Annotated in this window: 14 protein-coding genes and 1 tRNA gene; 6 read left to right on the top strand and 9 right to left on the bottom strand. The window is 72.3% G+C overall.

What is annotated here, in order from left to right; all coding sequences use genetic code 11:
• Window positions 1-84 precede the first annotated feature (84 nt).
• Complete coding sequence (locus CMN_RS12040; protein WP_015491080.1) at window positions 85-1,185, bottom strand: ABC transporter ATP-binding protein; 1,101 nt, start codon at window positions 1,183-1,185, stop codon at window positions 85-87.
• Between the two features lie 313 nt (window positions 1,186-1,498).
• Between CMN_RS12040 and CMN_RS12035 the strand changes: the two genes are divergently transcribed.
• Both CMN_RS12035 and CMN_RS12030 read left to right on the top strand, forming a co-directional pair.
• Window positions 1,499-2,413: a DsbA family protein gene (locus CMN_RS12035; protein ID WP_015491079.1), complete on the top strand. Its 915-nt coding sequence runs from the start codon at window positions 1,499-1,501 to the stop codon at window positions 2,411-2,413.
• A 41-nt stretch (window positions 2,414-2,454) separates the two neighbouring features.
• Window positions 2,455-2,527: transfer RNA gene (locus tag CMN_RS12030), tRNA-Thr, on the top strand.
• A gap of 15 nt (window positions 2,528-2,542) precedes the next feature.
• Here CMN_RS12030 and CMN_RS12025 read toward each other — a convergent pair.
• Both CMN_RS12025 and msrB read right to left on the bottom strand, forming a co-directional pair.
• Window positions 2,543-3,145 carry a nitroreductase family protein gene (locus CMN_RS12025; protein ID WP_015491078.1) on the bottom strand — a complete coding sequence of 201 codons (603 nt, stop codon included), beginning with the start codon at window positions 3,143-3,145 and terminating at the stop codon, window positions 2,543-2,545.
• Window positions 3,146-3,150: 5 nt separating this feature from the next.
• Entirely contained in the window at window positions 3,151-3,552 is a 402-nt protein-coding gene (gene msrB, locus CMN_RS12020; RefSeq protein ID WP_012039170.1) for a peptide-methionine (R)-S-oxide reductase MsrB, read from the bottom strand.
• Window positions 3,553-3,744: 192 nt separating this feature from the next.
• On the opposite strand from msrB, the gene CMN_RS12015 reads away from it, so the two are divergent.
• From CMN_RS12015 to groL, 4 genes are all read left to right on the top strand, one after another.
• Complete coding sequence (locus tag CMN_RS12015; RefSeq protein ID WP_374058276.1) at window positions 3,745-4,095, top strand: DUF3263 domain-containing protein; 351 nt, start codon at window positions 3,745-3,747, stop codon at window positions 4,093-4,095.
• Between the two features lie 32 nt (window positions 4,096-4,127).
• Window positions 4,128-4,703 (top strand): LytR C-terminal domain-containing protein, encoded by a 576-nt coding sequence (locus tag CMN_RS12010; RefSeq protein ID WP_015491077.1) that lies wholly within the window; start codon window positions 4,128-4,130, stop codon window positions 4,701-4,703.
• 229 nt (window positions 4,704-4,932) lie between these two features.
• The gene (locus CMN_RS12005) at window positions 4,933-5,151 is read left to right on the top strand and encodes a cold-shock protein (protein ID WP_012039167.1); all 219 of its coding nucleotides are present in this window, start codon (window positions 4,933-4,935) and stop codon (window positions 5,149-5,151) included.
• Between the two features lie 194 nt (window positions 5,152-5,345).
• A complete protein-coding gene (gene groL, locus CMN_RS12000) occupies window positions 5,346-6,965 on the top strand; it encodes a chaperonin GroEL (protein WP_015491076.1) in 1,620 nt (539 codons plus the stop codon).
• 133 nt (window positions 6,966-7,098) lie between these two features.
• Here the strand turns inward: groL and CMN_RS11995 are convergent, their stop codons facing one another.
• The 6 genes from CMN_RS11995 to CMN_RS11970 all read right to left on the bottom strand — a co-directional run bounded on the left by CMN_RS11995 (window position 7,099) and on the right by CMN_RS11970 (window position 13,914).
• The gene (locus CMN_RS11995) at window positions 7,099-7,389 is read right to left on the bottom strand and encodes a WXG100 family type VII secretion target (protein WP_015491075.1); all 291 of its coding nucleotides are present in this window, start codon (window positions 7,387-7,389) and stop codon (window positions 7,099-7,101) included.
• A 46-nt stretch (window positions 7,390-7,435) separates the two neighbouring features.
• Window positions 7,436-9,196, bottom strand: a complete 1,761-nt coding sequence (locus tag CMN_RS11990; protein WP_015491074.1) for a sensor histidine kinase — start codon at window positions 9,194-9,196, stop codon at window positions 7,436-7,438.
• A gap of 122 nt (window positions 9,197-9,318) precedes the next feature.
• A complete protein-coding gene (locus tag CMN_RS11985; RefSeq protein WP_012039163.1) occupies window positions 9,319-10,011 on the bottom strand; it encodes a response regulator transcription factor in 693 nt (230 codons plus the stop codon).
• Between the two features lie 75 nt (window positions 10,012-10,086).
• Window positions 10,087-11,727: a DNA repair helicase XPB gene (locus CMN_RS11980; protein ID WP_041465302.1), complete on the bottom strand. Its 1,641-nt coding sequence runs from the start codon at window positions 11,725-11,727 to the stop codon at window positions 10,087-10,089.
• Window positions 11,728-11,747: 20 nt separating this feature from the next.
• Window positions 11,748-13,634: a helicase-associated domain-containing protein gene (locus tag CMN_RS11975; RefSeq protein WP_015491072.1), complete on the bottom strand. Its 1,887-nt coding sequence runs from the start codon at window positions 13,632-13,634 to the stop codon at window positions 11,748-11,750.
• Window positions 13,635-13,644: 10 nt separating this feature from the next.
• Window positions 13,645-13,914 (bottom strand): hypothetical protein, encoded by a 270-nt coding sequence (locus tag CMN_RS11970; protein ID WP_015491071.1) that lies wholly within the window; start codon window positions 13,912-13,914, stop codon window positions 13,645-13,647.
• Window positions 13,915-13,977: the final 63 nt, after the last annotated feature.

Here is a 13,977-nt window from a genome sequence, read left to right as displayed (position 1 = left end):
ACCCCGGAAACGCCGCTGCCGCGGCCCCCGGTGCTCCCGGAGGGGGAGCGTGGGGACCGCGGCAGCGGTGGTGGACCGGGTCGATCAGCCCGCGGCGACCGGCGCGTTGAGGCGGAGGCCGCTCTCGGCGTCGAAGGCGTGGAGGTGACCGGGCTGCGGCGTGATGAAGACGGTGTCGCCGGCGTTCGGGTGCAGGCGGCCGTCGACGCGCGCGACGAGGTCGGTGCGCTTGCCCTCGATGTCGGTGTGGCCGTAGAGGTAGCCGTCCGCGCCGAGCTCCTCCACCAGGTCGACCGTGACCGAGAGGCCCTGGCCCTGCGACGTGCTGACGACGACGTCCTCGGGACGCACGCCGATGGTCACCGCTCCGCCGGTGGCGTTGGCGAGCACGTCGCGCTCGACCGGGACCACCGCGGTGCCGAACTGCACGCCGCCGTCGACGACGTTCGCCGTGAAGAGGTTCATCGCGGGCGAGCCGATGAAGCCGGCCACGAAGACGTTCTGCGGCTTCTCGTAGAGGTCGCGCGGGGTGCCGACCTGCTGGAGGACGCCGTCCTTGAGGACCGCGATGCGGTCGCCCATGGTGAGGGCCTCGGTCTGGTCGTGCGTGACGTAGACCGTGGTGACTCCGAGGCGGCGCTGGAGCGACGCGATCTGCGTGCGGGTCTGGACGCGGAGCTTGGCGTCGAGGTTCGACAGCGGCTCGTCCATGAGGAACACCTGCGGCTGGCGCACGATGGCGCGGCCCATGGCGACGCGCTGGCGCTGGCCGCCGGAGAGGGCCTTGGGCTTGCGGCTGAGGTAGGGCTCGAGGTCGAGGAGCTTGGCCGCCTCGAGGACGCGGGTGGCCCGCTCGTCCTTGCCGACGCCCGCGATCTTGAGCGCGAAGCCCATGTTCTCAGCGACCGTCATGTGCGGGTACAGCGCGTAGTTCTGGAAGACCATCGCGATGTCGCGGTCCTTCGGCGGGACGTCCGTGACGTTGCGGTCGCCGATGAAGATGTTGCCGTCGTTGACCTCCTCGAGGCCCGCGAGCATGCGGAGGGTGGTCGACTTGCCGCAGCCGGACGGGCCGACGAGGACGAGGAACTCGCCGTCGGCGACCTCCAGGTCGATCTGGTCGACCGCGGGGCGCGTCGAGCCCGGGTACAGCCGCGTGGCCTTGTCGAACGTTACAGATGCCATTTCGGTGTTCTCCTTCACGGGCAGGTACGTGCCCGACGATCCGTGGTGATGGATGTGATGCTCATGGCTCATCGCTGTGGGCGACGACGACCACCCGATGAGTATTGCACGCGGGTCTGCGGTCGGGAAGCCCGGCACGATGCGGATCGGCGGCTATTCCTCACCCGAGGACAGGGTGTCGTGGCCCTGTATCGTCTCCTGAGGCGTCGTACCCGCGCCCGCCGCGTCACCGCTTTCCCAGACTGGCCGCCTAGAGTCCTGAGGTCGTCCGGGAGCCCGCCCGCACCCGACTCCATCCCCTGAGCGAGGATCCATGAGCAGCACGCCGCCCGCGCACGAACCGCACGGCGGTCACCGACGACGCCGCGAGGCCGCGCGCGAGAAGGCGCGTCTCAACCGGATGAAGCAGCGCCGCCGCGACGTCGTCGGCCGCTACGCCATCCGCGGCGGCATCGCGGCGGCGCTGATCGCCGTCGTCGTGGTGGTGGGCCTCGTCGTCGTGCAGGGCGCGCGGCCCGCGGGGCCCGGGCCCCAGAACATGGCGAGCGACGGCATCCTCATCGGCAAGGACCTCGCCGCCGCCCCCACGAAGGCGCTCGACCCCGAGCAGGATCCGGTCCCCACCGAGTCGGAGTCCGCCGGCGTCGCCCGCATCCGCGTCTACGTCGACTACCTCTGCACCGCGTGCAAGGAGTTCCAGGACACGAACGGCGCCCAGATGGAGGGCTGGCTCCAGTCGGGTGCCGCGACCGTGGAGATCCACCCCGTCGCGATCCTCACCAGCAAGTCGCAGGCGTACTCCCTGCGGGCGGCCAACGCCGCGGCGTGCGTCGCCGACTCCTCGCCGGATGACTTCTGGGCCTTCAACTCCGCGCTCTTCGCCGAGCAGCCGGCCGAGCAGAGCACGGGCCTCAGCGACGATCGCATCGTCGAGCTCGCCGGGCAGGCGGGGGCAGGGTCCTCCGACGTCGCGAAGTGCATCTCCGACCAGCGGTTCCAGTCGTGGGTCAACGCCGCGACCGATCGCGTCCTGGACGGCGAGATCCCGGACTCGAACGTCGACAAGGTCGTGGGCGCGCCCATCATCGTGGTGGGCGACCGCCAGTACACGGGCCAGCCCGACGACGCGAAGGCGTTCGCCGCGTTCGTGCTCCAGGCCGCCGGCCAGGACGCGACGACGCCCACCCCCACGCCCGCGCCCTCCGGGACGCCGACGACCGCCCCGTAGCGCGGCTCGTATGATGGGTCGACGGCCCGCGAGGTCCGTCGGCCGGCCTGGCGCAATTGGTAGCGCACCGCACTTGTAATGCGGCGGTTACGGGTTCGAGTCCCGTGGCCGGCTCTCGACGCCCCCTCCTCAGTCGAGGACCGTGATCATCCGCTCGCCGTCGACGGTCGAGCGCGGGCCCTTGTCGTCGGCCTCAACGTCGCCGACGTAGAGCCAGCCGAGGAGGTCCTCGCCGTCGCGCAGGGCGTGCATCCGTCGCACCGCGTCGCTGCGCGTGAGGCCGCCCGTGCGCCAGAACACGCCCCATCCGCGCTCCTCGAGCAGCAGGGTGAGGGCGTGCGCGACCCCCGCGGCGACCGCCTCCTGCTCCCAATCCGGCACCTTGCGGCTCGGGGTGCGGCAGACGACGACGGCGACGAGCAGGCTCGCGCGATGGGTCTTCTTGCGGTGCTTGCCGGATCCGGGGTCGCCCGCGGCCTCGTCCATCGCGGTGCCGAGCCGGTCGCGCGCACCACCGCGGATCTCGATGACCCGCCAGGGCCGGAGCGCGCCGTGGTCCGCGAGCCGCGAGGCCGCCTCGACGAGCGGCACGAGCTCCTCGTGCGTCGGGGCCGCATCGCCCACGGACGACCGGGACCGCCGACCGCGGAGCGCCTCCAGCACGGGTCCGTCGGGCGCGGGGGTGCCGGGCCCGGACGGGCCGGCGGCGCCGCCCGCCCGATGCCGCGGCACGTCGGTCACTCCGCGGTGCGGAACGACATAGACACCGAGTTCATGCAGAACCGGTCGCCGGTGGGGGTCTGCGGCGCGTCGTCGAAGACGTGCCCGAGGTGCGAGCCGCAGCGGGCGCAGACGACCTCGACGCGCTTCATGCCGAGGCTCGTGTCGGTGTACAGCTTGACGGCGTCGCTCTCCTTGGGAGCGTAGAAGCTCGGCCACCCGCAGTGGGAGTCGAACTTGGTGTCGCTCGTGAAGAGCTCGGCGCCGCACGCCTTGCACCCGTAGACGCCGGTGCGCTCCTCGTCCAGCAGCTCGCCGGTCCAGGGGCGCTCGGTGGCCTGCTGGCGCAGCACCGCGTACTCCTCAGGGGAGAGCTCCTGGCGCCACTCGTCGTCGGTCTTCTCGATCTCGTAGGCCATGTGCGGGTCCTTTCTCGCTGGTCGATCCTAGGGGCGGCGTCCCAGCGCGCCTCCATGGTCAACCGCCGCGGGGCCCCGCCGATTCCTCCATGCGGGGGACGATCCGGCCCGGGTCGCGCCGCCCGCCGCGGTGCGCGGACACCCCGGGGACCTGCGCGGGGCGCCCAGGGAGCCGCACCTAGTATGTGGGGGATGTCGGGGAAGGAGCACGCCGTGGACCAGCGCGAGACCCGTTCCGCGACCGCTCCCGCGGCCGGGCCGCACCCGGTCGTCGAGCTCGACGAGCGCGACCGCGCGGTCCTCGACTTCGAGCGGGACTGGACGCGTCATGCCGGGGCGAAGGAGGAGGCCATCCGCCAGACCTTCGGCCTCTCCGCCACGCGCTACTACCAGCTGCTCGGATCCCTGATCGGGACCCGCCAGGCCCTCGCCTACGACCCCCTGCTCGTCGGACGCCTCCTGCGGCTCCGCGACACGCGCGCCGCCGCACGCGCGGCCCGCGCCCTGCCCACCGGTCTCCCGCACCGACCGACCGCACGCTGACCCCGCGCCCACCGAGGAGACACGAGACCCGCATGCCCTCCCACGCCCCCGACCGCTTCGACGAGGTCCCCGGCGACCTGAGCCGCGTGGGCGCGCATCGCGCGCCCCGTCCCCGGCACCACCGCGTCCGCGCCTTCGCCTGGGCCGCGCTCGCGACCGGCCTGCTCGTGGGCCTCGGGGTCGTGGGGCTCTTCGTCATCGACGACCGCGTCTCGTTCACCGACATCATCCCGAGCGGCGGCGCATCCGAGGATGCGGCGGCGCCCACGGAGGAGCCGACAGTCGCTCCCACCACCGTGCCCGGCATGGTCGTGACGGTCCTCAACGGCACGAGGACGTCGGGTCTCTCCGCCCGTGCCGCGACCGCGCTGCAGACGAAGGGCTGGGCGATCGGCTCGCGTCTGAACGCCAGCTCGACCGACATCGCCACCACCACCGTCTACTACTACGACGCAGCGGACGAGGGCGCTGCCCGGGGCCTCGTCGCCGAGCTGGGCGTGGGCGACGTGGCGCAGTCCGAGCAGTTCCGGCCGGCGGCCGGCGTCTCGGCGGCCCAGGCGTCCAAGCTGACGGCCGTGCTCGGCGCCGACTACGCCGCCAGGGGCTGATCCGCCCCCCGACTCCGCCCCAGCCCGCCCGGCCGCATCCGTGGAGCAACCCGACGGGGCATCGCCCGCCCTGTCTATCGTGCTGCCTGGTCGCACGCCCGCCGCGGACCAGGTGCTGCGCGCCGTACGTCCCGAGGGCGTGGCGCGGGGCCGATGCAGGGCCCCGCGGCCGACCCGGGGGTGGCGGCACCGCGCTCCCGACACCGCGCATTCGCACATGGAGAAGCACATGGCCAACGGCACCGTGAAGTGGTTCAACGGGGAGAAGGGGTTCGGGTTCATCACCGTGGACGCCGTCGAGGGCGGTCCTGCCCAGCAGGACGTCTTCGTCCACTACTCGGCGATCGAGATGTCCGGCTACAAGGTCCTGGAGGAGGGGCAGCGCGTCGCCTTCGAGATCGGCCAGGGCTCCAAGGGCCTGCAGGCGGAGAACGTCACGCTGGCCTAGCGGTACCCCCTCCACCACGGCGACGCCGCCGCCCGTCCGGGCGACGGCGTCGCCGCGTCCCGAGCGGCCCGGGCCTGTGAGCGGCTCGCTTGCACTCCCGTAGGGCGAGTGCCAGAATCGTCCCTGGCACTCCCTCACGGGGAGTGCTAGACGACTGCCTTTTTCCTGACGTCCGGGAGGGACGAGAGATACACATGGCTAAGATCATCGCTTTTGACGAAGAAGCCCGCCGCGGCCTCGAGCGCGGCCTGAACATCCTGGCCGACGCGGTCCGCGTGACCCTCGGCCCGCGGGGCCGCAACGTCGTCCTCGAGAACAAGTGGCGCGCCCCCACCATCACGAACGACGGCGTGTCGATCGCCAAGGAGATCGAGCTCGACGACCCGTTCGAGAAGATCGGAGCGGAGCTCGTCAAGGAGGTCGCCAAGAAGACCGACGACGTCGCCGGTGACGGCACGACCACCGCGACCGTCCTCGCGCAGGCCCTGGTCCGCGAGGGCCTCCGCAACGTCGCCGCGGGCGCCGACCCCATCAGCCTCAAGCGCGGCATCGAGAAGGCCGTCGCGGCCGTCACGGAGGAGCTCAAGTCCGCCGCGAAGGAGATCGAGACCAAGGAGGAGATCGCCGCCACCGCGTCCATCTCCGCCGGCGACTCCACCATCGGCGCCATCATCGCCGAGGCGATCGACAAGGTCGGCAAGGAGGGCGTGGTCACCGTCGAGGAATCCAACACCTTCGGCACCGAGCTCGAGCTCACCGAGGGCATGCGCTTCGACAAGGGCTACCTGTCGCAGTACTTCGTCACCGACCCCGAGCGCCAGGAGGCCGTGTTCGAGGACGCGTACATCCTGATCGTCAACTCGAAGATCTCGAACATCAAGGACCTGCTGCCGATCGTCGACAAGGTCATCCAGTCGGGCAAGCAGCTCCTCATCATCGCGGAGGACGTCGACGGCGAGGCCTTGGCCACGCTCGTCGTCAACAAGATCCGTGGCATCTTCAAGTCGGTCGCCGTCAAGGCCCCCGGCTTCGGCGACCGCCGCAAGGCGCAGCTGCAGGACATCGCCATCCTCACCGGCGGCCAGGTCATCGCCGAGGAGGTCGGCCTCAAGCTCGAGAACGTCACCCTCGACCTGCTCGGCACGGCCCGCAAGGTCGTCATCACCAAGGACGAGACCACGATCGTGGAGGGCGGCGGAGACGCCACCGAGATCGCGGCCCGCGTGCAGCAGATCCGCAACGAGATCGGCAACACCGACAGCGACTACGACCGCGAGAAGCTCCAGGAGCGCCTCGCGAAGCTGGCCGGCGGCGTGGCCGTCATCAAGGCCGGCGCGGCGACCGAGGTGGAGCTCAAGGAGCGCAAGCACCGCATCGAGGACGCCGTCCGCAACGCGAAGGCCGCCGTCGAGGAGGGCATCGTCGCCGGTGGTGGCGTCGCGCTCATCCAGGCCGGCAAGCTCGCCTTCGAGAAGCTCCAGCTTGAGGGCGACGAGGCGACGGGCGCGAACATCGTCCGCGTCGCGGTCGACGCTCCGCTCAAGCAGATCGCCCTCAACGCGGGCCTCGAGCCCGGCGTCGTGGCCGAGCGCGTCCGCAACCTGCCCTCGGGTCACGGCCTCAACGCCGCCACGGGCGAGTACGTCGACATGCTCGCCGCGGGCATCAACGACCCGGTGAAGGTCACGCGCTCGGCTCTGCTGAACGCCGCGTCCATCGCCGGTCTGTTCCTCACGACCGAGGCGGTCGTCGCCGAGAAGCCCGAGAAGAACCCGGCCCCGGCCGGCGATCCCACGGGTGGCATGGAGTTCTAGTCCGACCGGGCCGGAGCGGCAGCGCTCCGGCCCGCCAGCACGATCAGCACGACGAAGCGGGCGGTCCCTCACGGGGCCGTCCGCTTCGTCGTGCAGGGCTCCTCCTGCGGCGGATGGCGGCCGCCGCATCGCGCTAGTGCGCGAACATGCGGGCGTTGCCCTCCTCCACCTCCGCGTACTGCCGGGCGGCGGAGCTCAGGGCCTGGTTGATGCTCGCCAGGGCCTCCTCGACGCGCTGCTGCGTGCCCTTCCACTCGGCCACCACGCCCTGGAAGGCCGTGGCCGCGCTGCCGGACCACGATCCCTGCAGGTCGGCGAGCTGGCCGTGAAGGCCCGCCACCTCCGCCTGGATGCGGCCGATGCTGCCCTGGACGGCTGCGGTCGCCGACAGGACGGCCTCGCTGTCCACCTGGTACCTCGTCATGCGTCTCCTCCTTCTCGTCGTGGGACGGGCGGAGGTTACGCGGTGGTCAGGACGCAGGGGCGGCCGGGGCGCTGGGCGTGGAGGTCGTGGAGGAGTCGGAGCTGGGGAGGAGGGGCAGGATCACGCGGAAGGTGGCGCCCCCGCCCTCGGTCTCGACGACGTCGACCCTGCCGCGGTGCGCGGCGACGATGGCGGACACGATGGCGAGGCCGAGCCCGCTGCCGCCGGTCTCCCGTGTGCGGGACGTGTCGGCGCGCCAGAAGCGCTGGAAGATCTTCTCCCGGATCTGCGGAGGCACGCCGTCCCCGTGGTCGCGGACCTCGATGCGCGCCTCCCGTGCGGCCTCGTCGACGACGGTCGCCAGGTCGATCGGGCTGCCGGCGGGCGTGAAGCGCACGGCGTTGCCGATGAGGTTGGTCACCACCTGCCGGATCTTGTTCTCTTCCGCCTGGACCATGGCGAACCCCTCGGCGGGGACGGGCGCGTCGTCGTCGCCGGGGCGGACAGGGGCGAGGGCGTCGGTCGCCGTATCGCCGGGGCGGCGCGAGCGGCGGGCGCGGAACCGGGACAGGGTGGCGCCGGCGAAGGCGATGGGCCCGGTCGCGTCGCTGCCCGACGCGCCCCCGGTGCCGCGCTGCGGGTCCGACGACAGCTCCTGCGTGGGCTCGAGGCCGTCGGCGTCGAGGATCGGGCCGACGGGGTTGACGAGCACCGGCGGGAGCGCCGTGACGGTGCGGGTCTGGGAGGAGGCCATCGCGTCGAGAGCGGCGTCGCGGGCGATGGGGTAGAGGTCGACGGGCGCGAGCTGCAGAGGCTTGGTCTCGTCCAGCCGTGCGAGCTCCAGGAGGTCCTCGACCAGCCCGCCCATGCGGATGGCCTCCTTCTCGATGCGCTCCATGGCCTGCGACACGTCCTCGGGCGTCTGCAGCGCCCCCATGCGATACAGCTCGGCGTAGCCGCGCACCGAGACCAACGGCGTCCGGAGCTCGTGGCTGGCATCGCCGACGAAGCGCCGCATCTGGTCGATGGTCTTCGCGCGGTCGGCGAAGGCGCGGTCGATCCGGCTGAGCATCATGTTGAGGGAGCGGTTGAGGCGACCGACCTCGGTGTTCGGGGTGGCACCTCCGAGGCGCTGGCTGAAGTCGCCGCCCGCGATGGCGGCCGCGGTGCGCTCGACCTCGCGGAGGGGGCCGAACGTGCTGGTCACCAGCATGCGGGTGACCGCGGCGCCGAGCACGACGACGGCGAGGCCGAAGCTCGCGAAGATGACGATGTACGTGGCGACGAGGTCGTCCACCTGCTCGAGCGGCCGGGCGACGACGAGCGTCGAGTACTCCATCGCGTCCGGCGATGCGTTCTGCGACACCCGGACGATGCCGTGCCACGCCTTCTTGCCGGAGTTGTCCGAGAAGACGACGATCTCGTTGTTGATCTGGGAGGCCCGGGCCAGGTCGAGGCCGAAGACGCGCGGGTGCTCGGCGGAGTCGCCCGTCCAGTTGTCGGCGAGCACGTCGCCCTGGGCGTCGAGGAGGACCACGAACCAGGCCGGATCCGCGGTTGCCACGTCTTCCTGCGTGAACGTGTCCGGCATCGTCGCGTCGGTATTGAGCACCTTCGGGAGCTGCGTGATCGTGACCCGGAGCTGCGCGTCGAGCTGGCTGACCATCTGCTGGCGCAGCAGGTACATGGTGCCGGCACCGGACACGAGGAGGCCCAGCAGGAGCAGGAGCACCGTGACGCTCGTGATCTTGGTGCGCAGGGAGACGTTGTTCCACTTCTCCGACACGTAGTCGTGCACTGGCCGCACCTCGTGTTCCCGTCTCGCTGACCTGAGTCACGAGGATAGGCGACCCAGCATGTGCGGACGGCCGGGCGCTCGGGGAGCGGCCGGCCGTCCGGGTGGTGCGGACCCCCAGGGGCCCGGCAGGGTCAGGACTTGGCGGCCTTGAGCATGTAGCCGAAGCCGCGCTTGGTCTGGATGACCGGCTCCGAGGAGTGCTGGTCGAGCTTGCGGCGCAGGTAGGAGATGTAGGACTCGACGATGCCGGCGTCGCCGTTGAAGTCGTACTCCCACACGTGGTCCAGGATCTGGGCCTTCGAGAGCACGCGGTTGGGGTTGAGCATCAGGTAGCGGAGCAGCTTGAACTCGGTGGGGCTCAGCTCGATGGGCTCCTCGCCCACGAGGACCTCGTGCGTGTCCTGGTCCATCGTGAGCTCGCCGGCGCGGATGATCGCGTCCTCGTCCGCGTGCATCGTGCGGCGGAGGATCGCCTTGATGCGCGCGACGATCTCGTCGAGGCTGAACGGCTTGGTGACGTAGTCGTCGCCGCCGACGGTGAGGCCCGTGATCTTGTCCTCGGTGTCGTCCTTCGCCGTGAGGAACAGGATGGGCGCCGTGTAGCCGGCGGCACGGAGGCGCTTGGTGACGCCGAACCCGTTCATGTCCGGCAGCATCACGTCGAGGATGATGAGGTCGGGCTCCTCCTCGAGGACGGCCGAGATGGCCTGGGCGCCGTTGCCGACGGCGCGGACCGCAAACCCGGCGAACCGGAGGCTCGTGGTCAGCAGGTCGCGGATGTTGGGTTCGTCATCGACGATAAGGATCTTCGGGCCATCGCTCATGGGATGAAGTATCTGCGCACTCGCTGGGAGCCACCTGGATGCTAGGAACAGACTGTGGCGGGTGCCCTGCCCCGGTCAGGCGGCGATGCCGGCAGCGTCGAGGATCGTGTAGCTGTAGCCCTGCTCCGCGAGGAAGCGCTGCCGGTTCTGCGCGAAGTCCTGGTCGACGGTGTCGCGGGAGACGAGCGTGTAGAAGCTCGCGGACAGGCCGGACGCCTCCGGGCGGAGCAGGCGACCGAGGCGCTGGGCCTCCTCCTGGCGGGACCCGAACGAGCCGGACACCTGGATGGCCACCGTGGCGTCGGGCAGGTCCACCGAGAAGTTGGCGACCTTGCTGACCACGAGCACGCGCTCCGTGCCGTCGCGGAACGCCTGGTAGAGCCGTTCGCGTTCGGCCACGGGCGTCGCGCCCGTGAGCTTCGGGGCGCCGAGCGCCTCCGCGAGCTCGTCGATCTGCTCCAGGTACTGGCCGATGACGAGGATGCTCTCGCCGCGGTGGCGCTCGACCAGCGCGCGCGTCACGTCGAGCTTGGCGGGCGCCGTGGCGGCGAGGCGGTAGCGCTCGTCGTCCGCGGCGGCGGCGTAGACCAGGCGGTCGTCGTCGGGCAGGTCGATGCGCACCTCGAAGCACTCGGCGGGGGAGATGAAGCCCTGCGCCTCGATCTCCTTCCACGGCGCGTCGAACCGCTTCGGGCCGATGAGGCTGAAGACGTCGCCCTCGCGGCCGTCCTCCCGCACGAGCGTGGCCGTGAGGCCGAGGCGGCGGCGGGCCTGGAGGTCCGCGGTCAGCTTGAAGACGGGCGCGGGCAGGAGGTGCACCTCGTCGTAGACGACGAGGCCCCAGTCGAGCGCGTCGAGGAGCGCCAGGTGGGCGTACTCGCCCTTCCTCTTGGCGGTGAGGATCTGGTACGTCGCGATGGTGACCGGCTTGACCTCGCGGGACTGGCCCGAGTACTCGCCGATCTCGTCCTCCGTGAGCGTCGTGCGCGTGAGCAGCTCGGAGCGCCACTGGCGCGCCGACACCGTGTTCGTGACGAGGATCAGCGTGGTCGTCTTGGCGCGGGACATGGCGGCGGCGCCGACGAGCGTCTTGCCGGCGCCGCAGGGGAGGACGACGACGCCGGATCCGCCGTCGAGGAAGTGGTCGACCGCGTCCGCCTGGTAGTCCCGCAGCGTCCAGCCGTCCTCCACGAGCGCCATGTCGTGGGGCGTGCCGGGCGTGTAGCCGGCGAGGTCCTCGGCGGGCCAGCCGATCTTCACGAGCTCCTGCTTGAGTTGGCCGCGCGCCCAGGCCTGCACGCGGTAGGTCGTCGCGTCGACGCGCTCGGTGAGCAGCGGCGCGATGCGGCGGGAGCTCGCGACCTCCGACAGGACCGCGGACTCGGTGCTCGAGATCTGCAGCCCGCCGTCGGCGTCGCGCCCGATGGCCAGGCGTCCGTAGCGGCCGACGGTGTCCGTCACGTCCACGGTGACCGACTGCGGCACGGGGAACCGGGAGTAGTGCTCGAGGGTCGCGAGCATGTCCGCGGCGGTGTGCCCGGCGGCGCGTGCGTTCCAGAGGCCGAGCCGGGTGATCCGGTACGTGTGGATGTGCTCCGGCGCGCGCTCCAGCTCCGCGAACACGGCGAGTTCGTGTCGCGCGTCCTCCGCGTCCGCGTGCGCCACCTCGAGGAGGACGGTGCGGTCGCTCTGGACGATGAGGGGGCCGTCGGGCATGCCCGCCAGCCTAGGCGCGCTCACGCGGTCGCCGGTCCGGCGGAGATCGCCAGGATGCTCGAGAGGGGGAGGGTGCGCTCGACGTCGGCGACCCGGTCGCGGGCGCGCAGCCGACCGCCGGCGATGCTGGAGGGCTCGAGCACGTGCTCCACCTCGCGGCCGTCGGGTATGCGGACGCGGACGCGGAGGGCGGCCTTGGCGCGGATCGCCACCTCGAGCTGGCGCGTGGTCCACGCCGCTCCGTCGTCGGGGCCGTCGGTCGCGCGGACGCGGGCGACGAGGGTGTCGGCCGCATCGGGCTCGGGATCCGCGACGGCGTGCGGGGTCGGTGCGGTCCGACCGGACGGTGCCATGCGGCGGCCCAGTTCGTCCTCGCGGACGGGCGCGAGCCGGGCGGCCGCGAGCGCGCGCTCGACGGCGTCGGGCGATGCGGCCGACGTGAGCACCGCGTCGGCCGCGCGCACGAGCCGCAGCGGCGCGAGGTCGCGGTCGACGAGGAGGGTGGCGAGCAGCGGCCCGTCCTCGGAGACGATCGCGGTCCGGGCGTCCGGGACCGCGTCGGAGGGTGACGCCGGACGGACGCGGAGGCGACCGAAGCGGGCGGCGGCCTCGTCGATGAGGTAGTCGAGGGGCTGGGGGATGCCGGTCAGCGAGACGTCCGCCAGGAAGGCGCGGATGGCGTCCGGCGTCCCGCCGGACGCGAGGGCGCGCGTGACGGATGCGGCGGAGATCCGGTAGGTGGCGGCAAGACCCCGGCCCTCCGCGTCGGCGACCTCGAGCAGGCGCGACTCGACCGCCGGGTCGAGCGGGCCGGGGGAGACGACGGTGAGGTCGTGCTGCAGGTAGACCCGATCGACCTCGGCGGGCAGGTGCGGCGCGAGCGCGGCGGAGGCGGCTCCGGGTCCCGTCGTGAGGAGGGCGCGGCCCGCGGAGCTCGGGACGTCGCCCGTCGTGATGCCGAGGAGGCCGGCGTCGCGCGTGAAGGCGGTGATGCGCTCGCCGATCCACGCGGATCCGCCGGGGAAGCGCCAGAGGACGCTGTCGACGAGCCCCGCTCCCCACGACGCGTCGGCGCGCTCGGCGAGGATCTCGCGTGTCGCGGGTGCCAGCGCGTCGAGCCAGGCGGCGGCGAGTGCCTCCCATCGTCCGGCGGTCGGTCGCGCGGACCAGGCGGCCGCCGTCGCGGCCGTGGACCAGGTGCGGCCGGAACGCACCACGAGCGCCGCGCGCTCGGCGAGGGACAGGTGGACGGGGACGTCGTCGAGGTCCGCGCCGAGCGCGGCAGCCAGTCGGCGCGCGTCGGGCAGGGACATGCCGCCGCGGCTCAGCTCGCGCGCCGGCTCGCGGTCCAGCTCCTCGATGAGGGCGGCGACGGACACCACCGAGCGGAAGGCGCTCTCGCCCGCCCTCCGGTCGACCTCCTCGGGATCGACGCGCGGGACGGCGGCGAGCGGCGCGGGAGGGGCGAGGCGGGTCAGCTCGTCCGCACCCGGGAGGCCGGCCGCGGGCCAGGCGGCGAGGGCGGCCGCGACCTCCGGATGCGTCGTGATGCCCTTGTCGTCGACGACGGCGAGGAGCGTGTCCGCGGCGCGGCGGGCGGCGTCCGCCAGACCCGCCGGATCCAGCGGGTCCTCGCCCGAGCGGCGGGAGAGCGCGTCGCGGACCGCGTCCAGGCCGACGGGCTGCGTGGTCGCCCCCTCCTCGGCGGCGATGGCGAGCACGGCCAGCGCCATGCGGTCGAGCTGCTCCATGGCCCGCGCGACGGCCTCAGGGGCGAGCAGCGCGTCCGCGAGGTCGAAGAGGTCGGCGACGCGGGCGGCGTCGATGCCGCGGTCGCGCACCAGGGCGGCGAGCGCTGCGTCGTCGAGCGCGCGCAGGCGGGCCGCGAGCGCGAGGGCGTCGGTCATGGTCGTCCCGCTAGCGGGACGTGCCGTCCATGCGACGTCGGCGGCGGACGCTGATGATGAGGATCGCGATGAAGAGGAGAGCGGCGATGGGGATGCCCACGGCCGGCAGCAGCAGGATGACCTGCCACAGGGGGGTGCTGTACTGCGACGCGTCGACGGAGATGAGCGGTGCCAGCAGGATCGCGAGGATGCTGAGGACCGCGACCAGCAGGATCCCGGCGAGCATGTACGCGAGGACGCGCTCGGCCCGTCCCTCGCTCGGTGCGGTCTCGGATGCCATCCGCTCAGACTACGCCGTGGCACGCGCCCGGGCGCGTCGCACGTGACAGCGGGCCCGCGGCCG

Source organism: Clavibacter nebraskensis NCPPB 2581, from assembly GCF_000355695.1.
In the GTDB taxonomy this organism is placed as follows: Bacteria; Actinomycetota; Actinomycetes; order Actinomycetales; family Microbacteriaceae; genus Clavibacter; species Clavibacter nebraskensis.
The sequence above is the reverse complement of the archived record's forward strand: the minus strand, read 5'-3'. Positions and strand labels throughout refer to the sequence as shown.